The following is a 24,234-nucleotide window of genomic DNA, read 5'->3' on the forward strand; positions in this document are numbered from 1 at the left end:
TTACGAGTCAGACTCTGGCCGGTGGGAATTCAGAATCTCGGTCGCGAGAAGGTTGAGGTAAGCGGTGAGATCGACCGACTCTGGATCGAACGAATCTGCGAATTCGTAGTACGTCTGATTCGCAGGATAACCGAGTTCACCTTCAACGACTGTGCGCCACCTGCCGAAGGCCAGTTCGGCGCTATCAACAAACTCTGCGCTGTCTGCGATGGCATTCGATGCCCGCACATTATCAATTATTTGTGCGTTTACCGCTGCCAATGCCGCTCGGGCGTCTGGCGCTAGCTCCGACACTTCGCCGTTGTTCTCTTCGATTGTTCTGACCGCTTCTACTACGCTGAGCCATTCACCGATTGCCCGGCCCGTGATGTAAGTGTCGAGCCGGTCGAAAATGAGCTGCTGCGCGGCAAGGGGCAGCTGCTCCCAGGCACGCAAGCCGAACGCATACGCCGCTGGATTCGCGACAAAGCTGGCTTCCGGATCCAGCACGACGTGCCTGGCCACGGGAAGGAAACCCCCCAGATTGGCAATAAACAATGCTGCAACGGCACAGTCAATTGTGCCGCGCTGGAAGCCTTCGTAGACTTCTGGATACGGCAGAGACACAGGTGAAAGCCCAAGTGCTTCAGACTGTTCCCGGTGGGCTGCCACCCCGATCCGCGCAGTCCGCCCCGCAGAGTCGCTTAGCTGCGTATTAGCCTCGCGGCAGGTGAGCGCTGTCGCATTGCGTGGCACCGCGGGCAGGAGCACCTTCATGCCGTTCGCCGCGAACTCGCTTTCGATTTCCGGCGTCGACAGCGCAAGGTCCAGCAACGCGGCATTGGTTTGCAGCAGGCCAGATGCTGGCGCCGTTGAACCGAGCAGACTAATCCGGTCGAGTTGGTCGTAGGCCCGATACCGTGACGGGTCGTACTGTGGGATGACCTGGCTGAAGTCAAGTCGGCCGTCGTCGAGCGCCTGATCCGCCTGACTGGGGTCCGCGTATGCGTTTCCGTAGCCAATGTCGACGGTGATCTTTCCCCCGGACCACTCCTCGAGTGCGTCCGCGTACATTTCCGTAGCAACCGCCTGCGGCGAGCCCGGGGAACCGCCGTTTTGCGTCGTCAGCTGGATGGGCTCCATGTCGGCGAGCGCGGCCGCGTATTGCTCTTTGGTTGCGCCGGGAGGTACCGAAGGCCCGCCCGCAGAGGTGTTCCGGTCACCAGCGGGGGTGCAGCCAACCATGAAGGCGATGCTGCAGCACAGCGCGATGCTGCCTTTTGCTGCGAGTGGTCTCGGGGGTGTCTTCATCAGTTACTGCTCCGTCTGCTGAGGGTGATTAGCTCGCCGCTAATGTGATTCACAACACGTGCTGGAAATTCTGCGGATTATCGCGTCGCGAATCAGTCAGAACTAGGTGGAGATACGTGTCGGAAAATTCTTACGGTGGGCGACGCAGCACCGCGCTGAAAGGTCCCGTGTTTCGCCTGGCCTTTGCCGGGTAGGCGAAAGTGAGGAACATCCAGGACCTTGGCACATCAGCCACTGAAAGTGAGGAACAGGAGACGAGATGACGCAGGAAACTACGTCGCACCGTCCGGAGACTTCCGCCCGGCCGTCCGGCTCGGAGACCCCACCAACCGAGCTTTCAACAGTGCAGCTCGTCGAGCGGCTAACCCAGCAAGTGTCCGCACTCGTGCGCACCGAAATAAGCGAGGGGCTCGAGGAAGTCAAGGGCAAGAGCAGCCGCTTCAGCACCGGAATCGGGGTTTCCGGGGCAGGCGCACTGCTCCTGCTCTTCGGATTCGGAACACTGATCGCCGCAGCGGTGCTCGGCCTCTCGAACGCCGTACAGCCGTGGCTTGCCGCATTGATTGTGGGCGGCGTGCTCGTTCTCGGAGGTGCGGTCTTCGCAGCCGTCGGCCGCTCGCAAGCTAAGAAGGCGATGCCGCCAGTACCTGAAAACACCGCCCACAGCGTGAATGAAGACATCGCCGCAGTCAGGAGGAGCGTTCAATGAGCCCGGGAGACACCAACCAGGCCCGTATCGAAGAGCAGCGCGCTGAGCTGGCTGACACCGTCGCCGCACTCGCGGCAAAGGCTGACGTGCCAAGCCGTGTGCGGGACAGCGCCGCAGCGCAAGCCGACCGCGCGAAAACCGTCGCGGAAAACAATCCTCAAACACTGATGCTTTCAGGGGCGGCGGTTTTCGGAGTTGCGCTCACCGTGTTCACAGTTCGGCGGCGACGCGCCAAAAGGAGGTCACAGCGGTGAGTAGCGTATCGAAGGCGATGTATAAGCCGCTTTCCATCGCGACCAGCGTTCTCGGCGGCATCGCGGCAGGACTGGTGTTCAAACAGCTGTGGAAGCGTGTGGGAAGTGATGAAGACACCGCTCCCGACCCCCGAGATCTGAACTATCCCATGCGCGAGGTCCTTATCGCGGCTGCGCTGCAAGGCGCGATCTTCGGTGTCGTCAAAGCTGCCGTGGATCGTGCAGGTGCGTCCGGATACCGCGCACTCACACACACCGACCCATCGTGAGTTGAGCAGCAGCGCAACCCCCTAACAGCTACGGTGTCACTGCGTACGAAACGCTGCTTTGCCCGCCTGTAACCGGTGCGGTTCTAGGAGCGTCCGCTGGTGTTCCGCCCGGTCGATGAGGTGCTGAAAATCAACCTCGGGCAGCCGGGTTGTCAAATCAGCGAGGCTCTCAAGCGTGTGCCACAGCTGCTTCTTTCCCTCTATGCCCATCGTAAGAAAGTCGAGTTCATCGAAACGGCTCAGCGGGGAGTAGCGCACGATGCGGCCGTTCAGCTTCAATCGGCCGAGCCGCTCGGACGCGAGAGCGCCGAGCACTTTCACGGGGTTTTCGCGGAAACCTAAGCGCCGCATCATGTCACGAAACGTCTCGACATCCTCTGCGATTCCGGTTGCGACCTCCGCGAGAGCGTTACCCACCTCCGTACCGCGGTTAGAGCGCTGTGACCGCTTCGCCAATTGGCGCCACCCAATGCCGAGCGCAAGCTGGTCGTTCATGTAAATAGCGAGAAACCGGTCCATGGTGCCGAAGTACCCGATACCGAAACAACAAACCGCTATAGCGTGAATGGATGGCCACAGCACAAGATGACGAGCCCGCAACCGTAGCGGATGTGCACGACATCGCGGGCGGCATGCCGTTCGTTCGTGTGGAGAAGGCAGGGGCTAACCCGGTCTATCAGGTCGGAGGGAAGTCATTCATTTTCTTTCGCAACCCTCGCCCGGACGCGTTCGATCCGGAAACTGGTGAACGATACGCCGACGTCATCGTGATCTGGGTAACGGACGCAGGCGAGAAGGACGCACTAGTGCAGGACGCCACGCGCCCCTATTTCACCACCCCGCATTTCGACGGCCATTTATCCGTGCTCGTCAGGGCCTCCCAGCTCCATGAGATCCCGCGCAGTGAGCTGCGCGAACTGATCCAGGACGCGTGGCTATGCCGGGCCTCGCGGCGCCGCGCCGCGGCCTGGCTCACGGAACATGGTTTGTGACATGGCCGTGTTTAGCCCAGCCAGTGCCGTTGTTGCGTCCACGCGGAGCCAGCATCCGGTGCGTCATCGCGCACCACCGTAGCCTGAATCAGCCCGTACGGCCGGTCATCAGCGTGAAAGACCTCGTTGTGGTTCTCGATGCCGAAACGTTCGATGTCATAGACGAAGTGGTGCCTGTTGGGGGCGGAGAGTCGCATCTCCACCAGTTCCTCGTGCTCTTCGAGCACGTTCTTACCGATTTGGTAGAGCGTTTGCTGCAATGCCAGCGAGTGGTGCGTCGCGAACGTCTCGGTGATTATCTGGCGTACGGAATGATAGACGACATCCCATGCCTCGCCCGTCCGCTCGGTGCCAGCGAAACGCCACTGCGCGACAAGTGATGTCGCCATGACACGGTCGTCCGTGGGTTCGAGGACCGTGAACTCGTCGGTCAGAAAATCGTGGAACTCCGAGCCCGTCGATTTGAGGATGACGAGGTCTTTGATCCCCCCGATCACCCACGCTTGCTGGCTAGAGCCGTCACCAGAAATGGTGATCGCGGCGGTTCGCACCTCAGGCCCGCGCTGCGTCCACGTGTGAGCGTGTTCAGCACCGCTAGCCGTAACGCGCTCCCAAGCGTGCTCGTCGATTTCTATCCGGGCTCCGGTGACCGGTGGTGTGTTGTCAACGAAATGCCGTGCCAGCGCAAGTCCATAGTCCTCGATCGACCCACCACCATGAGTCTTCGCGAAGGCGTACACCGTTTGCTTCTGCGTATCGGTCGGCAGAACAGGAGACTGGTCACCGTGGGTGTGGGCAACCGTGAAATTGCCCCGGAGAGCGGTGGAAACGGTAAGGTCTCGTATCTCGTGCCGCGGAGTGTCGCGGTAGATACGCACGACCCGGTTCTCGGCTTTGCCGTACTGGTTGCTGCCCAGAGAAATACCCATACGTCACCTCGCTGGTCGATCATCGGTCACCAACTGACGCAGCCGGTGCAGAGTGATTTTCTGAAGTTCAGTGCATGCGTTGCGCCACTCAGTGTCCGCGTCATTGGCGAGACGATCGGTAAGGATTGTCAGAAGTTCTTCTGCCGACCGGCCGTGCGCGAAAACAAGGTAGACAAACCCGAATTTAGATTCGTATTCGAGGTTCTTCGTGGCTAGCTGCGCGAGCACGTCCTCCTGGGCTCCCGCGACTTGCGCTTGTTCTGATTTCGAGTGTGCAACAGAGTGGCCCGCAGAGGGGCGCTCGCCGATCCGCGGATGCCCTTCGAAGCCGCTGCGGAAGTCATCCGTACCGATGGCCCTGAAGGCTTTGGATGCGACGCGCAGCAACTCGCCCATATCAGCAAACGGGCGAGCGTCAGCGATGTTCTCCGCCCACGCACGCGCCGAACAACAGCCGAGCAAGCGCGCGACCGCCTCCGCACGCGGAAGGGCATTGAATTCCGCCATGCTGACCGCCGGCATGGTTACGTCCGTAGCGCGGCGAGCCGTTTCAGCTGCGCCGTGAGGTTCGTTAGCTCCACATGATCATCCAATCGGGTGTTGGCGATTTCCGCTACTCATGGCGCTGCTGATTCGTCAGCACGTAACAATGGAACGATGGGAGGTGCTGTGGCTGGTGTGGTACTCGCAGCGGGCGCTGGCACGCGGTATGGGGCGCCGAAGATACTGGCAGAGCAGGGCCGATGGCTGATTGCTGCCGTACGGGCTCTTGCCGACGGCGGCTGCGACTCCGTGTGGGTGACGACCGGAGCAGCACGTCCACGCCTCCCTGAACCCGCCCGTGAAATCTACGTCCCGCACTGGAAGCGCGGTATGAGTGAGTCTGTCCGGACGGTGATTGAGGTCGTGTCTGCTCTCCCGAGCGAATGTGGTGTGCTCGTTCTCCACACCGTCGACACTCCTGATGTCACCGCGGCGGTGACAGCTCGAGTGCTAGGCCAGCACTCCAGTGCACCTGGGCTCACCCGCGCCGCCTATCACGGTGCCCCCGGACATCCTGTGGTGATCGGACGGTCCCACTGGCCCGGCCTGCTGAAAACGCTCGCCGGCGACTCCGGTGCTCGCGCCTTTCTTGCGCGCCACGACACGCGAATGGTGGAGTGCGGTGATCTCGCGTCCGGCGCCGATATCGATGTCCGCACGTGAGTGCACCGAATCTAGCTGCGGATGTCAGCTAAAACAGCGCGTTTGAAGCCCATTTCGCTGACACCCGGAGATGGATCCGGAGCACGGAGGAGGCTGATCCGCTCGGCACCCGTGTACACGTTCATCGAGTCGCCACGCAGGAAACCCACCAGCGTGAGCCCACTCTCCGCCGCCAGGTCAACCGCGAGCGAGGACGGGGCAGACACAGCAGCAAGCATGGGAACCCCTGCCATCACCGCTTTCTGCACAAGCTCGAATGACGCGCGTCCACTCACCATGAGTATCGTGTTGCGCAGCGGCAGCATGCCTGCTGTCAGCGCGTGCCCAATCACTTTGTCCACGGCGTTGTGCCGCCCGACATCCTCGCGGAGACAGAGCATTTCACCATCAGACGTGAAGAGCCCGGCCGCGTGCAGCCCACCCGTCTTGTCGAACACCTTCTGGGCGGCGCGCAAGTGCTCGGGAAGTTCAGAGAGCACTTCCTGCTCGACTGTCATGGGATCTGCTGCGACGGACCATGCTGCTGTGGTGCGGACGGCGTCCAGACTTGCCTTGCCGCACAAACCACACGAGGACGTGGTGTAGAAGTTGCGTTCGAGCGACGCATCGGGCGGTTGCACCCCGGGCGCGAGGGCAACGTCGACGACGTTGTAGCTGTTGCGCCCATCGGGTGCGGCGCCGGCGCAGTAGCGGATCGCGGCGATATCGCTGGCAGCATGCGCAACGCCTTCACTGACGAGGAAACCCGCCGCGAGGTCGAAGTCGTGCCCGGGCGTACGCATGGTGACGGTGAGTGGGCGCCCGGCAACCCGGATTTCCATCGGTTCCTCAGCCGCCAGCGTGTCCGGTCGCGTCGAACGCGAGCCGTTGCGGATCCGCAGCACCGGTTGTCTTGCCGTCACGCGACCCATCGCTCACTCCCCCTTCGCGCCGTTGGTCGCCACCACACGTTCCAGCCGCACCACCACGCCTTTAGAGGTTGGTGTGTTGCTCACATCAGCGACACTGTCCAAGGGCACCAGCACGTTGGTCTCGGGGTAATAGGCGGCTGCCGAACCGCGGGCAGCGGGGTATGCAACCACACTGAACTCTCGTGCGCGCCGTTCAACCCCGTCGTGCCACACACTGATGATGTCGACGAGGTCACGATCAGCGAGCCCTAGGTCCTCCAGGTCGGCCGGGTTCACAAGCACCACGCGCCGTGCGTTGTGGATTCCGCGGTACCGATCATTCATGGCGTACGGAATGGTGTTCCATTGATCGTGAGACCGCAGCGACTGCAGGACCAGGTGTCCTTCCGGCGCCTCCAGCATCGCGAACTCATTGCACGTAAAAACGGCTTTCTTACTCGGCGTGCGGAAAACATAATCGTTGACGGGGTTAGGCAACCGGAAGCCGGCTGGCGCTTCCACTCGCTGATTGAAGTTTTCGAAACCAGGGACGACCCGCGCAATGCGGTCCCGAATCAAGCCGTAATCATCCTCGAACTCATCCCACGGGATCGACACCTTGTCACCGACAGTCCGCCTGGCGAGCCGACAGATAATTGCCACCTCGCTCAACAGACCCGGCCCAGCCGGTTCGAGCCGCCCACGAGACGCGTGCACTTGGCTCATCGAGTCTTCGACCGTCACAAACTGCTCACCGGTAGCCTGCTCATCTCGGTCGCTGCGGCCCAGCGTCGGCAGGATCAGCGCGATTTCCCCGCACACCGTGTGGGAGCGGTTGAGCTTAGTGGAGATCTGAACGGTCAGCCGGCAGCGCCGCAACGCCGCTTCGGTGACCTCGCTGTCGGGCGTGGCGCGCACGAAGTTCCCCGCGACTCCGATGAATACCTTCGCGCGGCCGTCTCGCATAGCCCGAATCGCATCGACCGAGTCAAGTCCGTGTGCCGCAGGCGGGGTAAAGCCGAATTCCTGGCCGAGCGCGTCCATGAACTCCTGCGGCATCCGTTCCCAAATGCCCATCGTCCGATCGCCCTGAACGTTGCTGTGACCACGCACCGGGCATACACCTGCGCCGGGACGGCCAATATTGCCGCGCAGCAGCAAGAAGTTCACGATCTCCCTGATCGTCGGCACACCATGTTTGTGCTGGGTGAGGCCCATCGCCCAGCACACGATGATCTTCTTGCTTCGCAGCACACGCTGGTGGACCTGCTCGATCTCAGCGCGCGCGAGTCCCGTCGCAGCCAGCACCGCGTCCCAGGAAACTTGACGCGTGGCGTCCGCGAACAGCTCAAAACCGGTGGTGTGCGCCCGGATGAAGTCCTCGTCGAGCACTGTTCCCGGCGCGGCGTCTTCCGCCTCGAGCAGCAGGCGGTTCAGCGCCTGAAAAAGTGCCAGGTCGCCACCGGGCCGAATCTGCAGGAACTGGTCAGCGATTGGAGTTCCGCGCCCCACCACGCCACGAGCGTTCTGCGGATTCTTAAAGCGAATAAGGCCCGCCTCGGGCAGCGGGTTGACCGCGATAACGTGCCCACCGTTGCGTTTGGTCTCTTCCAGCGCGGAAAGCATGCGCGGATGGTTCGTACCGGGATTTTGCCCGACGACGAAAATCAAGTCCGCATCGTAGATGTCGTCCAGGGAGACGCTCCCCTTACCGATGCCGAGCGTTTCGCCCAGCGCCGACCCACTCGACTCGTGGCACATATTCGAGCAGTCAGGAAGATTGTTGGTGCCGTAGACACGGGCGAACAGCTGGAGAAGGAACGCTGCCTCATTGCTCACCCGCCCCGATGTGTAAAACAGCGCCTCGTCGGGCGAATCGAGCGCACGCAGTTCAGCGGCGATCAAGTCGAGCGCCTCATTCCAGCGAATACGCTCATAGTGCGTCGCACCGGGGCGTTTGACCATCGGCTCTGTGAGCCGGCCTTGCTGGTTCAGCCAGTAATCGGATTTAGTGTCCAGCTCCGCGATGGAATGCCGCGCGAAGAACTCGTCGGTGACGCGCCGAGTCGTCGCTTCGTCGTTGATGTGCTTCGCGCCGTTTTCGCAATACTCGTTGCGGTGCCGCCGGTCCGGCTCTGGCCATGCGCAGCCAGGACAGTCGATTCCGTTTGCCTGATTCAGGCTCAGCAGCGTCAGCGCGGTCTTACGGACAGAGGTCTGCGACAGCGAATACTCAATCGCGTGCCGCACGGCAGTAACACCTGCCGCCCACTCTTTCGGCGGCGTGACGGAGAGATTGTCCTTCGGGTCCTCGAGGGAAGTCATATTTTGCTTCTATCTACTCGCGTGCGTCCGCTTAATAAGTGAAGGATCCGCCATATCAGGAAGGACGTCAAAGAAATCTGTTCGATGCCGTGATAACCAACAGTTATCGCGGGCTGCCGGGGGGGAATGCCGACGCGGCGCGGAAAGTTCACAGTGAAATGAGGGCTTGGCAATGAGTGACGCGATGGGGCTGCGACACGGTGAAACCGCGCGGTTCTGGCGGCATCCGACGGCACCTTCGCTGGACATGCTCACGGCACGGTTTATTGACTACCGCTACGACCGGCATATCCATGACACGTACGCGATCGCGGTGATTGAGGCGGGTGTCGAGGAGTACTTCATCGATGGCGAAACGGAACGTGCGGGTCCTGGCGCGGTGGTCGTTGTCCCGCCTGGCGTTGTGCACACGGGGCACGCGGGCGCCCCGGAGGGCTGGCGCTACCGAGTCCTCTACCCAGACACGCAGCTCGTCGGTGAAGTCGCCCGCGAACTCGGAGTTCGTGGCAGTCCGGCGTTTACCCGAACCACCGCGTACGCCCCCGGCTTGTGGTTACTCATTCGTGGTGCGCACCATGCCGCTGAAGCCGGTGACACGCTCGCGGCGTCGACACTGCTGCGCAGCACGCTCGGTCGATTAGTCGCCGACCTTGGCAGCCAGCGCACCGTACTTGCTGGCCCCGATCCTGAGATTCGGGACGTCCGGGACATGCTGCATTCGCGCCTCACAGATCCGCCGACGCTTGAGGAGCTGGCCGCCACCGTCGGCAGCAGCACGTTTTCGGTGCTGCGCGCATTTCGGCGTGCGTACGGCCTGCCGCCGCACGCCTACCTGAACCAAGTGCGTGTGCAGAGGGCACGAACATTGCTGCGCCGCGGCCTCAAGCCTGCCGAAACGGCATACCAGGTAGGGTTCGCCGATCAAGCACACCTCACCCGTCATTTCAAACGTACGGTGGGTGTGACGCCAGGCGCATACCAGCGAGGTGTGCAATAACATTCAAGCCCGTGCGGCGTGGAGGTTCGTATCGTCCCGGCTATGTCGACGATTGTGCTGTCGCCCCCTGTCCGCAACGGCCTGGCCGTCGGCGTGGGCGTAGGGTTGTCTGGGTTCGCGTTCGGATCCGCAGGGGTGACCGCCGGGCTCAGTGTCGCGCAGACATGCGCATTGAGCCTTGCGGCGTTCACTGGAGCGTCTCAATTCGCCTTCGCGGGTGTTTTCGCCAGCGGCGGCAGCCTGCTCGCGGGCACAGCCGGGGCGCTGCTGCTCGGCGCGCGCAACACGTTGTACGGGTTGCGGCTTGCTGACCACCTGGCGTGGCGGGGCGGCAAGCGCGCGCTGGCGGCGCACGGCGTCATCGATGAAACGGCGGCCGTGTCCATCGGTTACCGCAGCCGCGGTGAGGCGCGTCTCGCGTTTCTCACCACAGCAGTCACGCTTTACGTCCTGTGGAACGCGACCACATTCGCCGGCGCGCTCGCGACCGGCCAGGTCACCGATCCAGCTGTCCTCGGGCTTGACGCAGTCGGCCCTGCGGTGTTCCTCGCGCTGATCTGGCCACGGTTGCAGGATGGTGGCCGTGAGCGTGTCGTGGCCTTGCTCGCCGTGCTGATCGCAATCGCGACGGTGCCGTTGCTTCCGGCCGGGCTGCCGGTGCTGCTCGCGGCGGCCGCCACTTTTGCAGTCTTCTTGAGGCGGGGTGCCGGGTCATGACGGTGTGGTTCGCGGTTATCGCGCTCTGCGCAGGCTGCTACTTCTTGAAGTTCGCTGGTCTCGCGGCCCCGGCACAGTTGCGGGAGCACCCCGTGGTGCAGCGTTTCGCGTATATGGTGCCGGTGGCACTGCTCGCAGCGCTTGTCGTCGTACAAACATTCTCGGAGGGGCAGACCTTGGTGCTGGATTGGCCCCGCACCGCGGGAGTTGGCACGGCCGCAGTCGCGCTTGCGTTACGGGCGCCCTTCTTGGTGGTACTGATCGCGGCGGCTGCGGTCACCGCTGGGTTGCGGTGGGCAGGCGCCTAGCCTACGGGCAAACTCACGATAAACGGGACAGGTTCACAGTTCGTTCCCGTGAATCTGTCCCGTTTGTCGTGCGTTGGCGGTGGACTAACTGTAGGTGTAGCTATCCAGCGGGAAGCGTTCAGCTTCGCGGTGTGCAGCGATCGTCGAGGTGGGGCGCAGGATCGCGGCCTCTCCGTGCTGGTTGAAGTAGTAGCTGCGTGAACCCTGGCAACTGCCTCGGTAAAAGACGGAGTCGCCCAGTTTCTCGGTCATTCGGTCGAGGAATGCGTCGTTCGCCTCCTGCTTCACTTCGAACGTCGTAGCGCCACGCCGCTTGACTTCACCGAGCAGTCGCTTGATGTGCTTCATCTGCACTTCAATGGTGGTGAAGTAGGACAACCCGCTGTAGGAGTACGGGCTCGCGAGCGTCATGAAGTTCGGGAACTGCGGAACCGTGATTCCCTCGAATGCCTGGAACCTGTTATCTCGCCACCATTTTCCAAGGTTCCGCCCGTTACGGCCGAGTACTTCGATGGCTGGGAAGTTCACATCCCAGAGGTTGAACCCGGTGGCGAGCACAAGCGTGTCGATTTCGGCTTTGCTGCCGTCCGCGGTGACGATTCCGTCAGGCTCGATGCGTTCGATTGTCGACGTCTGCAGGTGGACGTGCGGTTTGTTGAATGTGGTGAAGTACTCGTTCGAGAAGGTGGGGCGCTTACAGCCGAAGTCGTAGTCGGGCGTGAGCTTGCGCCGCAACTCGGCGTCTTTCACCTGGGCACGCAGATGCAGCTTGGCAGCTCCCGCAGCGATCTCGTTCAGCACACGGGCCTGGCGGAAATGCAGAACCGCACTTACCATCAGCGCCTCGAGCAGCGCCGTGTTGACGAACCGGGCAGCACGCTGGGTCGCTGGGATTCGCTTGAACAGCGCCTGCACGGTCTTCGGAATCGGGGTGTCCACCTTGGGCGTCACCCAGATTGGCGTGCGCTGGAAGACGGTGAGTTCACTGACGCGATCGGCGAGCTTTGGTATGAGTTGCACCGCAGTCGCGCCGGTACCAATGATCGCGGCTTTCTTCCCTGTCAGGTCGTACGAGTCATCCCAGTTCGTTGTGTGGATGATCTTGCCCTGGAAGGTGTCGATACCCGGGATCTCGGGGGTGTGTGGCTGCGACAAAAATCCGGTCGCAGTCAGAATGTACCGGGCCGTCACGGGTTCCTGATCGGCGATTGACACGGTCCACTGCTGCGCCTCGTCGTCCCAAACCGCTCCGCCGACGACCGCGCCGAACCGCATGTACTTGCGCAGATCGTATTTGTCGGCAACGTGTTCCGCGTACTTTTTGAGTTCGGCGCCCGGCGCGAACAGCCGGGACCAGTGCGGGTTGGGCTCGAACGAATACGAGTAGGTGACCGACGCGATGTCGACAGCAAGACCCGGGTAGCGGTTGACGTGCCAGGTACCGCCGAGATCGTCTTCACGTTCCAGGATGACGATGTTGTCGAGTCCGAGTTGTTTCAGCGCGATTGCGGCACCCATGCCGCCGAAACCCGCCCCAACGATGACGGCGTCGTACTGCGGAGCCATATGACCTGCCTCAGGTAACTCGTTTACGAACCTCGTCGTTCGTAAAACCTGAGACAGAATGTACCAATTACCGGCGCCCGCGTCGAGACACCGATGGCTGTCGTCACATCAACCGCTGGACAACCCGGTCAACGACACGCTCCAGCGGTTTCGGTGCGCGAGTCAGGCCCATCCCTAACCGCATCGCATAGTCAACCACCGGCGTTGGTGTAACGGCATTCAGGAGCACAGCGCCGATCGCGTCAGCGCCCACTAGGTAACGGCTCCGCGGATATGAGGCGCTCAGTGCACGCTGAATCGTTTTCGCGACGGGGGTCGGCGCTGGCATGTCGGACACGCTCTCTTCGATCTGATCGACCATCCCATACGCCTCGCGGTACGCGGATTTCTCTCGATCCGGCAGCGCCGAAAACGCCGTCTGCCACACACCGGTCCCGTAACTGCCAGGCTCGATGAGAATGACCTTGACCCCAAAGCCTGCTACCTCCCGGCGTGCTGCGTCCGACACCGCTTCCAGCGCGAACTTCGACGCCGCGTACCAGCCCAAGAAGGGCAAGGACACCCTGCCTGACATCGATGACACGTTCACGATCCGGCCGTCACCGCGCTCCCGCATCGCAGGCAGTGCAAGGCGCATCAGCTTTGCGGGGCCGTGCACGTTCACGTCGATCTGACGGCGCGCCGCCTCGTCATCGACATCCTCGATCGCGCCCGCCTGGGCAATACCGGCATTGTTCACCAGCGCCCACGGGCCGCCGCCGGTGAGTGACTCGATTTCGGCCCACGCGCGTGCTGTCTGCTCATTGTCGGTGACGTCGAGCTGTACGGTTCGCACCTTAACGCCCGCATTGCCCGTGGCCTCCGTGACCTTCTTCGCTGCCGACTCCGACCGGACGGTGCCGATCACATCGAAGCCTTTTCCTGCGAGTTCCAGCGCCGTCGCGAGACCAATCCCGCCGTTCGCTCCCGTCACCACAACTGTCTTTCCCGCGTTACCGTTGCTACCCATCTGGGCGACCCCTGCCTTCTTCCGTCTCTTCACCGCTGCACAGCGCTCGGCTGGCCCGGTTTTTCCGGCTTACCGCCACGGTAGTCGTACCGCTGGGCACGCGCCCCCACCACAACCGCGGCGACGTCACCGAGCACGAACACACCAATGATTGCCACCAGAATCCACTGCGGAAACGTCGCCGGGTCTGCGCCGATAGCTGTCAGAAACTCTGGGTTGACGAGCGGACTCACCGTGGCCGCCCACGCCAGAACACCTACTACCGCAAGATCACCAACAACGGCTACGGTCGCTGTCCATCGGGACCAGCGCCCCGTCTGCATGCGGCGGATGTCAGCGAGCAGCAAACTCGCAATCGCCGCCATGATGGCCGGCAGCCAGCCTCGCCACAGCGCAGGATCGATGACGGGGACCGCCGCGAAGAACTGTTGCCACGGCACAAACCCGAGCACGAGAAGCAACACGATGATGGAAAATGCGGCGTCAGATCGCGAGGTTCTCATGCTCGTACGGCTGAGCGAATCCGGCGTCCACGCCATCGTGAAATGCCGATGCCGGTTGCCGGTCCGCTCAGCAACCACAAACACCAGCGTCATCCAGAAAATTAGCTGCACGCCGGCAACGAACGTCCACAGCCCGGCAGCAGCGATCACCTCACCCGGGTGCCCGTTACCGAGGACCACACGCGGCAGCGCAACGAGCAGTGCGATAACCGGGAAAGCTACCAGCACAAGACTTTTCAGCATGCGGACGTAATCCGGGTACAGCTCCGCACCGATAAGGTGCTGTGGTGATCCGCGGTACTCGGCGGAGAGCACCGCCGGGTCGCCGAGTTGATTGAGCGTCTCCCACTCCGCGTTAGGGCCTGGACGCGCCGCCACCATATCGGCGATCGTGGCGCGCAACTCTTCGGCAATTTCGCGTCGCGACGCGGGCGGAAGCCGACGCGTCACCGCGGCAATGTACTGCTCGGAAAGGCTGGCCACTCTGTTACCGTGTCACATTTCGTCCGATACGCCGAAATAGCGCGCCGTGCAGTACATGTGAGGATTCACCCAACGTGCCAACCACAGCTTGGTAACGTCGCGATTGGGCACAAGATCGCTAAGTGGAGAGCAATGAAACGGCAGACAGTCACGGCCGGCGCATTCACCGCCGCCGCAATCCTTTCCCTCTCGCCAATCGCAACCGCTAATACCGTTGATGGGCAGGGCGGTGGGTACGCCGAGTTCGCCGTAACCGGCACCGCGACCAACTGGTCCGGAACAATGACACTTGGCGGCGGTTTCCCTCAAGCCAGCCTCACATCAAACGCGCGCACTGCGCAACGCATCGGTGGGACAACCAATTGGCTCGCAGCTAGCTCACCACCCGGTATGAAATACGGCTCAAGCCGGAACCTGCCGTACCTGAATGTGAACCCGCTCAGCACCACCGCAGCGAATCCCCAACCCTCGATCACCACATATACGTTCGCGGAGCCCACCCCCGGCGAGAATTGGATGTTCACGTTAGGTGACGTCGACGCGGACTATGTGATCGTGTCGGCGCGCGGCCGCGATGGTGAGCCGGTCCCTCCAGCGGCGCTGGGCTTCAGGGGTACGTTCAACTACTGCATCGGCCCCGGATCTCCTTCGTGTTCCCGGCCGACCGACGAACCGGCGTGGAACCCTGTGACGGGTGAGTTGCGCGGTGGAGGCAGTGACACAGACGGGGCGTCAGCGTGGTTCGAGCCAGTCGTTCAACTGACTTCCTTGCGCTTCGAGTTCCACCGGCTCTCCGGCACACCGATTTTTCAGACGTGGTTCGCCAGCGTTGCGCGCGACATCAGTGGCCAGGTCTCAGGATGCGACGACCCATCTGACGGCCCCGGCGGTATCCCCATCACACTGCTCCGCGATGGTGAACCGATCGCGGCAACAACGACCAGCGCCGACGGAACCTACGCTTTCGTCAATTACCACGCACAATCTGGATACACAGTAGAGATAGACGAGCCTGACGGTTGTGTGGCCGAAACGCCTGCAACCCCGGTGAGCACCGCGTCGGCTGATGCCGTGGGAGTCGACTTTGACCTCCGCGAGCGCACCGCCGAGGACGACGCTGCTGAGGAGCTCACCGAAGAACTCGGCGAGATCACCGATGCACTGGAACTGCCCATCGATGTCGATGGTCTGCTGATGCCACCGGTCATCACGCCGGGAGATCCAGGGAGCTTGGACGACATCATCCGGTGGAAGCTCGATCTCCACCGGTAGTGACCGATGAGCATTAGTTTTCGGCGAGGAAGGCGCGGAAATCGGAAAGGATGGTCACGCGGCGACATTCGCGCAAATTCGACCGGTTTACCGAGCCAACGAGCACTCTCCTACGGCCATTTTCGACGCCTTCGTTTTCGAACACACGAGACGGCTCAAGCTGGCACGGCGTGAGCCTTCACATCATGAAGGATCTCGACTATGGCTTCGACATGCTGGTCGGGAAAGATAATGTCGGGTCGGCCCCGATCGGTGTACGGCGACTCGAAGAGCCGACTTGGCTCCATGATGCCGTTCGCCGTGAGCTCATCGACAATCAATTGGACGAAGCGGACCTGGTCTACCGAGAACTGTGTGCCGTCGAGATAGTTCCCGAAGGCCTCAATAGCAGCCGCGCGATCAAGGCCCACCAGCGAGCGGATGAAAACGCCCAGCCCCCCGCTCTGCTCACCAGCCCGCACGAGGTCAGCCTTCTGAACGCCCGACTCCATGAGCATCGCTTCTAGGGCCTCAAGGTCCTCAGGCGTGAGTTGTTTGTTCCGGCGCAAACGCTGGAGAGCGACGTGGTGGAGGTGATCTTTCAGGTAAGCGGCCGCTTTCGCGCGGAAGCGTTCGAAGTTGGTGCCTGGGGTAGTCCCCGGGAGGTCGACGGCGATTGATTCGCCGAGTTCATCTTCGAAGTCGGTGTAGATGGGATTACGTTTTGTCTTCTCAATGAACCGCACGAGGGCGCGAACCCGGACCCGGAGAAGTTCGAGCATTGGGAGGGTGACATCAATCCACCACTCATCCCCCGCGACCGATTCCAACAGCACGGCTTGTTCCGCGACGGATGGGATCGCCGTCTTGGTGAGGAGTGCGGAGGCGATGTTCTGAATGGTTTCGCGCAACTGTTCCGCTGCGACCGCATCGGATTGCAGTTGGGCGAGCTGTCGACGAAGCACCAGGAGGTCGAATCGCTTGGCGTCCTCGTCAGGGTCGACGGCTGTCGATGGCAAACCAGCCAAGTGTTCTGCGGCTTCGTTGGCGTCTTCGGTGGTGAGTGTCTCCCATACCTTCGGGTCGGAGTACCGCTCGACCCATTTGCGGTGCGGGCGGATGAGGAAGTTGTCGAGGTTCATGCCAGCGACGAATTCGTGCAGCGTATTTGCTGTAGCATTGCGCAGGTCTGGCTCAGATTCACCCAATGTCGTGATCAGCCCGAGGCGCGCCTCAAAAATTCGCTGGGTGATCGACTTCTGGATTGAGCCCTCCGAGCCGGGAAGGTCCTGGCTGAAATATTCGAGGTTGCCGCAGAAGTCGAAGACAAGGAAGTCCTTCTTGTCCTGGCCTGGTCCGAATAAGTCGGGGCGCAGCCGGGTGCCGCGGCCAATCATTTGCCAGAACTTAGACTTCGACCGGACCATCTTGAAGAATACGAGATTCAGGACCTCGGGCACGTCGATGCCAGTGTCGAGCATGTCGACACTGATGGCGATGTGCGGTGCTTTGTCCTGCTGGGAAAAGTCGTCGATGAGGCTCTGCGCGTACGGTGTGCCGTGGGTGATGACGCGCGCGAATGTGCCCGCGTGCTCGGGCCAACTGATGTCGAAGCGCTGCTGGATGAACTGAGCGTGGGCCTGATTCTTGGCGAAAACAATCGTTTTGCCTAGCCGGTCCCCACTGGCGACTTTGTGCCCGTGCTGCATGAGCGTGCCGAGCACTTTGTCGACGGTGTCTTCGTTGAACAGGAAGCGGTTTAATTCCTCTGCACCAACCTCGTCCGGCGGATCGTCCTCACCCCAGTCGAGGGTGTCCCACTGGTCCTTCTCCTCTTCCGGCAGGTCGTTGTACTTGATGCCCTGGCGGAGGAACTTCGTACCGACGGCCACTCCCTTGGGCGGCACAAGAAAGCCGTCCGCCACCGCTTCATCAAGGCTGTAGGCGTCGGTGGGGACACCGTCCTCAAGGTGGAAAAGCCGGTACGTGTTGTGGTCGACCTCGTCCTTCGGCGTCGCCGTCAGACCCACGAGCAGCCCATCAAACCAATCGAAGATGGCCCCATATTTCGCATAGACCGACCGGTGGGCCTCGTCGATAACGATGAGGTCGAAGTAGCCTGGCCCGAACCGACGCCCCGATTCGCCTACGTCGTTGATGAGATTCATCATCGTCGGGTACGTCGACAGGTACACCCGGCCGTCAGTGGCTTTTTCCGTCACCAAGTTGACGGGCGGGGCACTCGGCAGGTGTGCTTTGAAAGCGTTCGCAGCCTGATTAACCAACGCGGTGCGGTCAGCGAGAAACAGCACTCGCTTGACCCAGTTGGCCTTCATCAGCTGGTCGACCAGGGCGATTACGGTGCGAGTTTTTCCTGAACCTGTGGCCATGACCAGCAATGCTTCGCGCTGCTTCTTCGTCAGGGCGTCGCCGACCGCTTTGATTGCCCGCTCCTGGTAGTAGCGTCCGACAATGTCTTTCTTGATCGGCGCGGCAGCAAGCGGCAGACGAGTGTGGCGTCGCTGAATCATCAACTCCAGCTCGTCACGGGTATAGAAACCTTGAACTTCGCGCGGCGGGAACCCCGCCGCGTCATCCCACAACCAATGCTCGTACCCGTTGGAGTAGAAAATCACCGGGCGGCGCTTGAATTGCGCTTCGAGACAATCGGCGTAAAGCTTGGCTTGCTGCTGACCGATCTGCGCGCTCTTAGTAGTGCGCTTCGCCTCCACGACCGCGAGCGGCAATCCGTCGGCACCCCACAGCACATAGTCGACATATCCGACGCCCTTCGTGTTGGGCATGCCGGTAACTTCGAACTCGCGGTCACGATCCTGGTCGAGCGGCCAGCCAGCTTCTTTCAGCAACCAGTCGATAAGCTTGTCGCGGGTCTGTGCTTCAGTGTAGTCGTGGTCGTCTACCTTGGTGTTCGCCGCTTGAGCTACCTTGACTTGCTCACGCAACTTCGCGAGCTCAGCCTCATGAGAGACAAGCAGCTCATCCTTCTCGGCCAGCAGCTTCGCATGGGCTTCATCCTGGGCTTTGAACTTCTGTGCGAGCTGAACAACTTCCGCCCTCGTCAGCGGCGCAGCCTGTGATGCGAGTTTGGGGTCAAACTGCGACCCCGTTGGCGATGCGCCAGGGTTCGCGGAGTAGTGGAACGCGGCCCACACCATCACATGGTGCAGTTCACGAAGGACTGCTTCCGCAATATCAGGCCTGATCGGCTTCTGGTCATGAACAGCCGCATTACCGGCCTTGCGAATCAGATTCAGCTTCGTGTTGATCATGACGCCCGCACGAGCCTTGAACCCTGCGTCGTTGATCCGCGCAGCCAGATCATTCTTATACGGCAGCGGCAGACCAAGCAGGTCATACAAATGGCCGACCAAAGTTTCCACAGCCCGACGACTATAGAAACAAGCCGAGCGCGGATCAGCCATCAAATACGACTCGGCCCTCGCACAATCAGGATGCAGCCCGGGGAAAGTCAGCTTCACGAAGTTGAAATTGCTCATGAATTGTCTCCGTCCACACCGAAGTGCCTCGCCAGCCGTTCGAGCGTAAATTCCTGGCGGAGCTTGCAGGCGCTGTTCTGATTAGCGAACATGCCCTTTTCCCAGAAAGCATCGGACTTGGGCCTGCTGGCGATCCAACGGACAGGGACGACATACTCCGCAATAGCATCCGATTGCGGCTGTCCCGTCGGCCCGTGGGAATACGTAGCGCGCAGAGCCTGGTTGGCCAGCGGTACCCACTCGTTCTTCACGAACACATTTGCTTCATCGAATCGGACGGCCTCGCCCAGCGTTTCCCCAATTGCAACGTACCCGTGGGATGGGATGTGTACGTTAACGCGAGCCCCGACAGGCAACGACCGGAGGGTGCGCGAATACCAAATATCGCCGCCCGCCGACACAAATCCGTAGTCGTGGCCATCCTCCCACGCTCGCCCTAGGCCATCTCCGAACGATACGAACCAATCCTGTCCATTCCACTCCGCCCGCTTGCCCTTCTTCTTTCCCGGCGTGGCGGGCTGGCCTTCCTCTGAGGTTGCGAGCCAGGAGCGGGCGAGATAACTGCGGTCGTCGTCCTTCAAGTAGGAAAAGAACACAGCATTTATGGGGACACCGAAGTCACGCAGGTACGTCACGATACGTTCAGAACTTGCGTCAAGGTCGGTGGCAACAACCGTGAGTTCAAGCTCGGCATTCAACTCATCGGGAGGAGCACTGCCGAACACTTCCTCGAAAGCCGCTTCGAAGGGTTGCCCAAGATGGTCACTGGCGAGGTCAATGATCTGCTCGCGAGTGAGAGTGGCGACCCACGAACCGTAATCCAACACCTGAGCAACAACATCGCGCGGAGTCTTGTCACGCTTGAGCTCCAGGACATGCAGATTTCCGTCGCCGTCAATGGCAAGGAGATCAATGAACTTTCCGTAAGGCGTTCGGACCTGCCGCCCAACAACGAGAAGTCGGGTGCCCAGCAACGAAGGATCCTGCTCCAAAAAATCTTCAAGAGCCGCCTCACTCGGCAGCATTGACGATTTGAGCGGACGAGGCCGCTCACCGTCGATTCGCCACATCCGCATCTCAACAGGCATCAGTCACAGCTCCCCTCGGAACGCACGAGACTGGAGAGAGGCGAAAAGTTGGTCATCTGAAATGAGGAGATTCTGCACTGCGGTCCGCTGAGCATCTACGCTTTCGATCCTGGCGGTGAACTTACGCTGCAAATCTGAACTCGGTAGGGCAATTGGGATCCTTTGCAGCTCAGACGCATTAATATTTGCCTGATTGACAGCAGCTTTCGCGAGGCGCCGCCGAATAGCCTGCCCAAAAGGACTCGTGAGATATGCCGACACGAACTCGGATTGGTGCTCAGGCTTGCATCGCACTCTAACTAGGTAGCCAGCCAATGCGAGCGACCGGTCGGTACGAACCACTGCTGTCTTGCCGACTTTTTCCTTGCTGTTCGTTCGATTGAAAAGCATGTCGCCCCGGCGAACGGTGTACTTAGGAACGTCGGCCACCGAAAGGTCGATGTACTTGAGGTCTCTCAAATCCAGACGGCCGCTGTCAGTTACGTTCCCCATCCGGAGAATCGGCCACTCACCGGAGTCGCCAGCTTTCGCGGATGTCCCATACTGAGCTGACTGGGTCATGTCTCCAATTACCCCCATCGGCCATCGGCTAGCCCATGTGGCAGGGTCACCGAACATGTCGTGGAAGATTGCCTGGGTGAGATCGTCGAGGTGGGCGAGCACTTGGCGTCGCTTGGCACGAAGGGCGGCGGCGTGGTCGAGGATCGCGGTGATGCGGCGCTGCTCGTCGAGGGGCGGGAGGGGGACGGGCAAGGCGAGGAATATCTCCGCCGGGAGTGAACGCCGCCGAGCTGTGCTACCTCTCAGTTTTGCCTTGTAGTAGGCCATCGCACGCGCGGACCTCAGGTACTTCTTGAGGTACTCCACATCGACGCGAGTGTCGTCGCAGAGGTCCCAGATGCCATAAGCAGGGCTTACGATTCCCGCGTCGTACAGCGATTGGAAGTCAAGCACGCCCTCGTCAATCGGAAAACCCACTACAAGCTGACCGCGCCTGACGACCTTGTAGTCTGAGACGTCATTGCTTGCTACCCGCTTCTTGAACTTCGCACTCTGGTCGACTAGACCGTCGCGCATCGTCATCGACAGGAGGGGATATTCGTCGGTGCCAGCACGAGCCACTCTGGCAGATTTTATAAGCTCGCCAAGCGCAACCATCTTCACGACAGCATCGCCTTCAGCTCTGCCAGCCCTTTGGCGATCTCATCTTCCAGAGCTTCGATGTCCGCGATGATCTCTAGCGGCGGTCGGTGCTCAACTTCGTCGTGGATGATCTCTTTATAGCGGTTCAGGGAGAGGTCGTATCCCTGCGCGACGATGTCGTCTTTTGGTACGCAGAATGACTGCTCTGTGCGGGCACGGTCACGCTCAGTCGTGTCGCGTGACGCCCACCGAGTGAGGACGTCGGGCAGATCATTGGCTTCGACCGTGTTGCGTTTGTCGTCGAGGGAGAAACCGTCAGCTTGGACGTCGTAGAACCACACGTGGTCAGTGCCGCCGGAGTTGGTTTTGGTGAAGAACAGGATGGCGGTCGACACCCCGGCGTAGGGTCGGAACACACCTGAAGGGAGCTTCACGACGGCGTCGAGCTTCTGCTCTTCAACTAGGGTCTTGCGTAGGTCCTTGTGTGCTTTGGATGAGCCGAACAGCACTCCGTCAGGGACGATGACTGCGGCTCGGCCACCGGGCTTCAGGAGCTTCAGGAAGAGTGCGAGGAACAGCAGTTCCGTCTTTTTGGTTTTAACGATCCGCTGGAGATCTTTGCTGGTCGACTCGTAGTCGAGTGATCCTGCAAACGGGGGGTTAGCAAGGATCAGGGTATACTTCTCCGCGTCACCGGCGGCCCCCTCAGACAGTGAGTCGCGGTAGCGGATGTCCGGGGATTCGATGCCATGCAACAGCATGTTCATGCTGCCGATCCGCAGCATCGTCGAGTCGAAGTCGTAGCCGTGAAACATTGACCGGTGGAAGTGCTGCCGCTGCGTCGCATCCGTCAGCGCGGAAGGATGCTTCGCGCGGATGTATTCGCTGGCAGTCACGAGGAAGCCGCCTGTGCCGCACGCTGGGTCGCAAATCTCGTCAGTTGGTTTGGGTGCCGTCATGTCGACCATCAGGTTGATGATGTGCCGCGGGGTGCGAAACTGTCCGTTTACGCCAGCGGACGCGATCTTGGACAGCAAATACTCGTATAGGTCGCCGTTGGTATCCCGGTCTTCCATCGGGATGCCGTCGAGCATGTCGACCACCTTCGATAGCAGCGCCGGTGTGGGCACGGTGAAACGCGCGTCGCGCATGTGCTCGGAATACGTTGATCCGTCACCCCCGAGGCCGCGGAGGAACGGCAGCACCTCTTCCGAGACGATCTTGAACATGACATCTGGAGCTTCGTTTTTGAAGTTGCTCCACCGCAAATGTGACTGCGCTGGCAGAAAGATCGGATCCTCGATCACACCGCCAGTGAAGCGGGCCTTCTTTTCGGCGAGGGTCTGCAAATCGTCCAGCCGACGGATGAACAACAGGTAGGTGATCTGTTCGATCACTTCAAGTGGGTTGCTGATGCCGCCAGACCAAAACGAGTCCCAAACACGGTCAATTTTGCTCTTCAGCTCGCCAGTAATCACACCCGAAACTCTAGTTCAATGCGCTTGAGTCTTCGCGCAGGTAGCGGCCGTGGACGGTAAGCGGCCCCCTCCCACGCGTTGATATCCCACACCAGCCGCAGGCTCAGTCGTTATCCTCGATCAGTTCGTGCCGCTCACCCTCACCGTCTTCGAGCCGCTCCATCGAATCCAGCAGACGCCTCGCGTTCGCTGGTGATCGCATTAGATACGCGGTCTCACGCAGGGCTTCGAAGCCGGCAAGCGAGCCGATCACTATCGGCTCATGTCCCGAACGCGTGATCACGACCTCTTCACGGTCGGTGACCACCGAGTCGAGAACTGCTGCATACCGCGCGATGCGCTGTAACTCATAATCCGCACCACACACCCCCTCACGTACGGGCCGTCCGGAACTTTGCCCGCCCGTTGGGAATCTGCCCCGTCCATGCGGTAGTTGTCAGCCTGTCTGGGACAGGTGGGGTGGTTTGGTGTTGATTCCGGTGGCTTCGGGGAGCCTGGGTGCTTGTGGGGGTTTCCGGAATCGTTTTGGGTGTGCGGCGTAGTACTGGTCGAGGTGTTGTTGCCGTTGGTGCTGGATGTGGTGGGCGGTGCGGTGGTAGATGCTGGCGGGGGTGTGCCAGTTCAGGCCGCTGTGCCGGTGCTGGTGGGCGTAGGTGTGCAGGAACTGCCCGGTCCATTGGCGGGCGTGTTCGATGCTGTCGAAATGCAGGGGGCAGTTCAGGTCGTATTTCAGGGTTCTGAACATTGATTCGGAGAACGGGTTGTCGTCACTGACCCGGGGCCGTGAGTACGACAGGGTGGCGTGGTGCGGGGTGTTTCCAGCAGGCTGGTCAGTTCGCTGGCGCGCATGGCGGCGCCGTTATCGGAGTGCACGACTGCTGGTGCGCCGTGCGCGGTGAGCGCGGCGGTGAACATGGTTTTCGCGTCTGCGGCGTTTTCGCTGTAGCCGATGTACCAGCCCACCGGGTAGCGGGAGTACACGTCCAGGATCAGCGCGAGCCGGTAGCGGTCCTGGTTCCGCGGCCCGCGCAGCTCGGTGGTGTCCCAGGTCCACAACGCGTTCGGTGCGGCGGCCGCCACGATCGGTTTCACCCGTTTGCTGCCGCCCTGACGGGTCCGGCGGCGGTCCCCGGTGAGTTTCTCGCTGCGAGCAACGCGGAAAACGTGCTTAGCGAACAGCCGATCTTCTTCGTATCGAAGGGGCGTGTCAGATGGTCTGTGTAAGGGTTCGGTCCGTCTGAGAGGAAGATGATGGACCTTGTGACAGATGATAGGGAGCATCGTGGGTCAGATGTAGCGGCAGAACTGG

Annotated in this window: 25 protein-coding genes; 9 read left to right on the forward strand and 16 right to left on the reverse strand. The window is 61.1% G+C overall.

All coding sequences use genetic code 11. The features are described 5' to 3' along the window. Complete coding sequence (locus ONR57_RS21770; RefSeq protein ID WP_265125804.1) at positions 1-1,290, reverse strand: hypothetical protein; 1,290 nt, start codon at positions 1,288-1,290, stop codon at positions 1-3. 259 nt (positions 1,291-1,549) lie between these two features. Here ONR57_RS21770 and ONR57_RS21775 point away from each other — a divergent pair, with 259 nt between their 5' ends. The 3 genes from ONR57_RS21775 to ONR57_RS21785 are packed head-to-tail and all read left to right on the forward strand — an operon-like array spanning position 1,550 to position 2,522. Beyond that, entirely contained in the window at positions 1,550-1,999 is a 450-nt protein-coding gene (locus ONR57_RS21775) for a phage holin family protein (protein ID WP_265125805.1), read from the forward strand. After that, positions 1,996-2,253 (forward strand): DUF3618 domain-containing protein, encoded by a 258-nt coding sequence (locus tag ONR57_RS21780; protein WP_265125806.1) that lies wholly within the window; start codon positions 1,996-1,998, stop codon positions 2,251-2,253. Before ONR57_RS21775 ends, ONR57_RS21780 begins: the two co-directional genes overlap by 4 nt. Continuing rightward, on the forward strand, positions 2,250-2,522 hold the full coding sequence (locus ONR57_RS21785; RefSeq protein WP_265125807.1) for a DUF4235 domain-containing protein: 273 nt from the start codon (positions 2,250-2,252) through the stop codon (positions 2,520-2,522). The genes ONR57_RS21780 and ONR57_RS21785 overlap by 4 nt, the downstream gene beginning before the upstream one ends. A gap of 36 nt (positions 2,523-2,558) precedes the next feature. Here ONR57_RS21785 and ONR57_RS21790 read toward each other — a convergent pair whose 3' ends face one another. Beyond that, positions 2,559-3,017, reverse strand: a complete 459-nt coding sequence (locus tag ONR57_RS21790; RefSeq protein WP_265125808.1) for a hypothetical protein — start codon at positions 3,015-3,017, stop codon at positions 2,559-2,561. 74 nt (positions 3,018-3,091) lie between these two features. Between ONR57_RS21790 and ONR57_RS21795 the strand changes: the two genes are divergently transcribed. Next, on the forward strand, positions 3,092-3,514 hold the full coding sequence (locus ONR57_RS21795) for an MmcQ/YjbR family DNA-binding protein (RefSeq protein ID WP_265125809.1): 423 nt from the start codon (positions 3,092-3,094) through the stop codon (positions 3,512-3,514). 11 nt (positions 3,515-3,525) lie between these two features. On the opposite strand, the gene pucL is transcribed toward ONR57_RS21795, so the two are convergent. Both pucL and uraD read right to left on the reverse strand, forming a co-directional pair. Further along, positions 3,526-4,443 (reverse strand): factor-independent urate hydroxylase, encoded by a 918-nt coding sequence (gene pucL, locus ONR57_RS21800; RefSeq protein WP_265125810.1) that lies wholly within the window; start codon positions 4,441-4,443, stop codon positions 3,526-3,528. Between the two features lie 3 nt (positions 4,444-4,446). After that, a complete protein-coding gene (uraD, locus tag ONR57_RS21805; RefSeq protein ID WP_265125811.1) occupies positions 4,447-4,965 on the reverse strand; it encodes a 2-oxo-4-hydroxy-4-carboxy-5-ureidoimidazoline decarboxylase in 519 nt (172 codons plus the stop codon). A 135-nt stretch (positions 4,966-5,100) separates the two neighbouring features. On the opposite strand from uraD, the gene ONR57_RS21810 reads away from it, so the two are divergent. Then, positions 5,101-5,649, forward strand: coding sequence for an NTP transferase domain-containing protein (locus tag ONR57_RS21810; RefSeq protein WP_265125812.1), 549 nt, complete (start codon positions 5,101-5,103; stop codon positions 5,647-5,649). 11 nt (positions 5,650-5,660) lie between these two features. Here the strand turns inward: ONR57_RS21810 and fdhD are convergent, their stop codons facing one another. After that, positions 5,661-6,560, reverse strand: a complete 900-nt coding sequence (gene fdhD, locus ONR57_RS21815; RefSeq protein WP_265125813.1) for a formate dehydrogenase accessory sulfurtransferase FdhD — start codon at positions 6,558-6,560, stop codon at positions 5,661-5,663. Between the two features lie 3 nt (positions 6,561-6,563). Further along, entirely contained in the window at positions 6,564-8,864 is a 2,301-nt protein-coding gene (locus ONR57_RS21820; protein WP_265125814.1) for an FdhF/YdeP family oxidoreductase, read from the reverse strand. A gap of 172 nt (positions 8,865-9,036) precedes the next feature. Here ONR57_RS21820 and ONR57_RS21825 point away from each other — a divergent pair, with 172 nt between their 5' ends. From ONR57_RS21825 to ONR57_RS21835, 3 genes are read left to right on the forward strand one after another with little or no spacing between them, the layout of a single operon-like run. Beyond that, positions 9,037-9,861 (forward strand): AraC family transcriptional regulator, encoded by an 825-nt coding sequence (locus tag ONR57_RS21825; protein ID WP_265125815.1) that lies wholly within the window; start codon positions 9,037-9,039, stop codon positions 9,859-9,861. Between the two features lie 42 nt (positions 9,862-9,903). Continuing rightward, the gene (locus tag ONR57_RS21830; protein WP_265125816.1) at positions 9,904-10,578 is read left to right on the forward strand and encodes an AzlC family ABC transporter permease; all 675 of its coding nucleotides are present in this window, start codon (positions 9,904-9,906) and stop codon (positions 10,576-10,578) included. After that, the gene (locus ONR57_RS21835; protein WP_265125817.1) at positions 10,575-10,886 is read left to right on the forward strand and encodes an AzlD domain-containing protein; all 312 of its coding nucleotides are present in this window, start codon (positions 10,575-10,577) and stop codon (positions 10,884-10,886) included. Before ONR57_RS21830 ends, ONR57_RS21835 begins: the two co-directional genes overlap by 4 nt. An 84-nt stretch (positions 10,887-10,970) precedes the next feature. Here ONR57_RS21835 and ONR57_RS21840 read toward each other — a convergent pair whose 3' ends face one another. The 3 genes from ONR57_RS21840 to ONR57_RS21850 all read right to left on the reverse strand — a co-directional run bounded on the left by ONR57_RS21840 (position 10,971) and on the right by ONR57_RS21850 (position 14,447). Next, positions 10,971-12,452: an NAD(P)/FAD-dependent oxidoreductase gene (locus ONR57_RS21840; RefSeq protein WP_265125818.1), complete on the reverse strand. Its 1,482-nt coding sequence runs from the start codon at positions 12,450-12,452 to the stop codon at positions 10,971-10,973. 103 nt (positions 12,453-12,555) lie between these two features. Then, positions 12,556-13,461, reverse strand: coding sequence for an SDR family oxidoreductase (locus tag ONR57_RS21845; protein WP_265125819.1), 906 nt, complete (start codon positions 13,459-13,461; stop codon positions 12,556-12,558). Positions 13,462-13,490: 29 nt separating this feature from the next. After that, positions 13,491-14,447 carry a hypothetical protein gene (locus tag ONR57_RS21850; RefSeq protein ID WP_265125820.1) on the reverse strand — a complete coding sequence of 319 codons (957 nt, stop codon included), beginning with the start codon at positions 14,445-14,447 and terminating at the stop codon, positions 13,491-13,493. A gap of 132 nt (positions 14,448-14,579) precedes the next feature. Between ONR57_RS21850 and ONR57_RS21855 the strand changes: the two genes are divergently transcribed. Continuing rightward, complete coding sequence (locus tag ONR57_RS21855; protein ID WP_265125821.1) at positions 14,580-15,719, forward strand: hypothetical protein; 1,140 nt, start codon at positions 14,580-14,582, stop codon at positions 15,717-15,719. Positions 15,720-15,874: 155 nt separating this feature from the next. Here the strand turns inward: ONR57_RS21855 and ONR57_RS21860 are convergent, their stop codons facing one another. The 7 genes from ONR57_RS21860 to ONR57_RS21890 all read right to left on the reverse strand — a co-directional run bounded on the left by ONR57_RS21860 (position 15,875) and on the right by ONR57_RS21890 (position 24,017). Next, positions 15,875-19,216 carry a DEAD/DEAH box helicase family protein gene (locus ONR57_RS21860; protein ID WP_265125822.1) on the reverse strand — a complete coding sequence of 1,114 codons (3,342 nt, stop codon included), beginning with the start codon at positions 19,214-19,216 and terminating at the stop codon, positions 15,875-15,877. Beyond that, complete coding sequence (locus ONR57_RS21865) at positions 19,213-20,304, reverse strand: endonuclease NucS domain-containing protein (protein WP_265125823.1); 1,092 nt, start codon at positions 20,302-20,304, stop codon at positions 19,213-19,215. The genes ONR57_RS21860 and ONR57_RS21865 overlap by 4 nt, the downstream gene beginning before the upstream one ends. A gap of 3 nt (positions 20,305-20,307) precedes the next feature. Then, a complete protein-coding gene (locus ONR57_RS23440) occupies positions 20,308-21,426 on the reverse strand; it encodes a restriction endonuclease subunit S (protein WP_265125824.1) in 1,119 nt (372 codons plus the stop codon). Positions 21,427-21,464: 38 nt separating this feature from the next. Continuing rightward, entirely contained in the window at positions 21,465-22,925 is a 1,461-nt protein-coding gene (locus ONR57_RS21875) for a class I SAM-dependent DNA methyltransferase (protein ID WP_265125825.1), read from the reverse strand. A gap of 103 nt (positions 22,926-23,028) precedes the next feature. Beyond that, on the reverse strand, positions 23,029-23,292 hold the full coding sequence (locus ONR57_RS21880) for a type II toxin-antitoxin system Phd/YefM family antitoxin (protein ID WP_265125826.1): 264 nt from the start codon (positions 23,290-23,292) through the stop codon (positions 23,029-23,031). Positions 23,293-23,361: 69 nt separating this feature from the next. After that, positions 23,362-23,670, reverse strand: a complete 309-nt coding sequence (locus tag ONR57_RS21885) for an integrase core domain-containing protein (RefSeq protein WP_265125827.1) — start codon at positions 23,668-23,670, stop codon at positions 23,362-23,364. Beyond that, positions 23,655-24,017 (reverse strand): DDE-type integrase/transposase/recombinase, encoded by a 363-nt coding sequence (locus tag ONR57_RS21890; protein ID WP_265125828.1) that lies wholly within the window; start codon positions 24,015-24,017, stop codon positions 23,655-23,657. The genes ONR57_RS21885 and ONR57_RS21890 overlap by 16 nt, the downstream gene beginning before the upstream one ends. Positions 24,018-24,234 lie beyond the last annotated feature (217 nt).

It is taken from the genome of Hoyosella sp. YIM 151337 (genome assembly GCF_026041215.1).
Taxonomy (GTDB): Bacteria; Actinomycetota; Actinomycetes; order Mycobacteriales; family Mycobacteriaceae; genus Hoyosella.

What these genes read in the sequence shown, in the direction of transcription:
- fdhD (WP_265125813.1), bottom strand. Translation starts at nt 6,560, where the DNA reads ATGGGTCGCGTGACGGCAAGACAACCGGTGCTGCGGATCCGCAACGGC.
- uraD (WP_265125811.1), bottom strand. Translation starts at nt 4,965, where the DNA reads ATGCCGGCGGTCAGCATGGCGGAATTCAATGCCCTTCCGCGTGCGGAG.
- ONR57_RS21770 (WP_265125804.1), bottom strand. Translation starts at nt 1,290, where the DNA reads ATGAAGACACCCCCGAGACCACTCGCAGCAAAAGGCAGCATCGCGCTG.
- ONR57_RS21790 (WP_265125808.1), bottom strand. Translation starts at nt 3,017, where the DNA reads ATGAACGACCAGCTTGCGCTCGGCATTGGGTGGCGCCAATTGGCGAAG.
- ONR57_RS21885 (WP_265125827.1), bottom strand. Translation starts at nt 23,670, where the DNA reads ATGTTCAGAACCCTGAAATACGACCTGAACTGCCCCCTGCATTTCGAC.
- ONR57_RS21860 (WP_265125822.1), bottom strand. Translation starts at nt 19,216, where the DNA reads ATGAGCAATTTCAACTTCGTGAAGCTGACTTTCCCCGGGCTGCATCCT.
- ONR57_RS21795 (WP_265125809.1), top strand. Translation starts at nt 3,092, where the DNA reads ATGGCCACAGCACAAGATGACGAGCCCGCAACCGTAGCGGATGTGCAC.
- ONR57_RS21825 (WP_265125815.1), top strand. Translation starts at nt 9,037, where the DNA reads ATGAGTGACGCGATGGGGCTGCGACACGGTGAAACCGCGCGGTTCTGG.
- ONR57_RS21840 (WP_265125818.1), bottom strand. Translation starts at nt 12,452, where the DNA reads ATGGCTCCGCAGTACGACGCCGTCATCGTTGGGGCGGGTTTCGGCGGC.
- pucL (WP_265125810.1), bottom strand. Translation starts at nt 4,443, where the DNA reads ATGGGTATTTCTCTGGGCAGCAACCAGTACGGCAAAGCCGAGAACCGG.
- ONR57_RS21820 (WP_265125814.1), bottom strand. Translation starts at nt 8,864, where the DNA reads ATGACTTCCCTCGAGGACCCGAAGGACAATCTCTCCGTCACGCCGCCG.
- ONR57_RS21845 (WP_265125819.1), bottom strand. Translation starts at nt 13,461, where the DNA reads ATGGGTAGCAACGGTAACGCGGGAAAGACAGTTGTGGTGACGGGAGCG.
- ONR57_RS21775 (WP_265125805.1), top strand. Translation starts at nt 1,550, where the DNA reads ATGACGCAGGAAACTACGTCGCACCGTCCGGAGACTTCCGCCCGGCCG.
- ONR57_RS21830 (WP_265125816.1), top strand. Translation starts at nt 9,904, where the DNA reads ATGTCGACGATTGTGCTGTCGCCCCCTGTCCGCAACGGCCTGGCCGTC.
- ONR57_RS21780 (WP_265125806.1), top strand. Translation starts at nt 1,996, where the DNA reads ATGAGCCCGGGAGACACCAACCAGGCCCGTATCGAAGAGCAGCGCGCT.
- ONR57_RS21855 (WP_265125821.1), top strand. Translation starts at nt 14,580, where the DNA reads ATGAAACGGCAGACAGTCACGGCCGGCGCATTCACCGCCGCCGCAATC.
- ONR57_RS21865 (WP_265125823.1), bottom strand. Translation starts at nt 20,304, where the DNA reads ATGCCTGTTGAGATGCGGATGTGGCGAATCGACGGTGAGCGGCCTCGT.
- ONR57_RS21810 (WP_265125812.1), top strand. Translation starts at nt 5,101, where the DNA reads ATGGGAGGTGCTGTGGCTGGTGTGGTACTCGCAGCGGGCGCTGGCACG.
- ONR57_RS21835 (WP_265125817.1), top strand. Translation starts at nt 10,575, where the DNA reads ATGACGGTGTGGTTCGCGGTTATCGCGCTCTGCGCAGGCTGCTACTTC.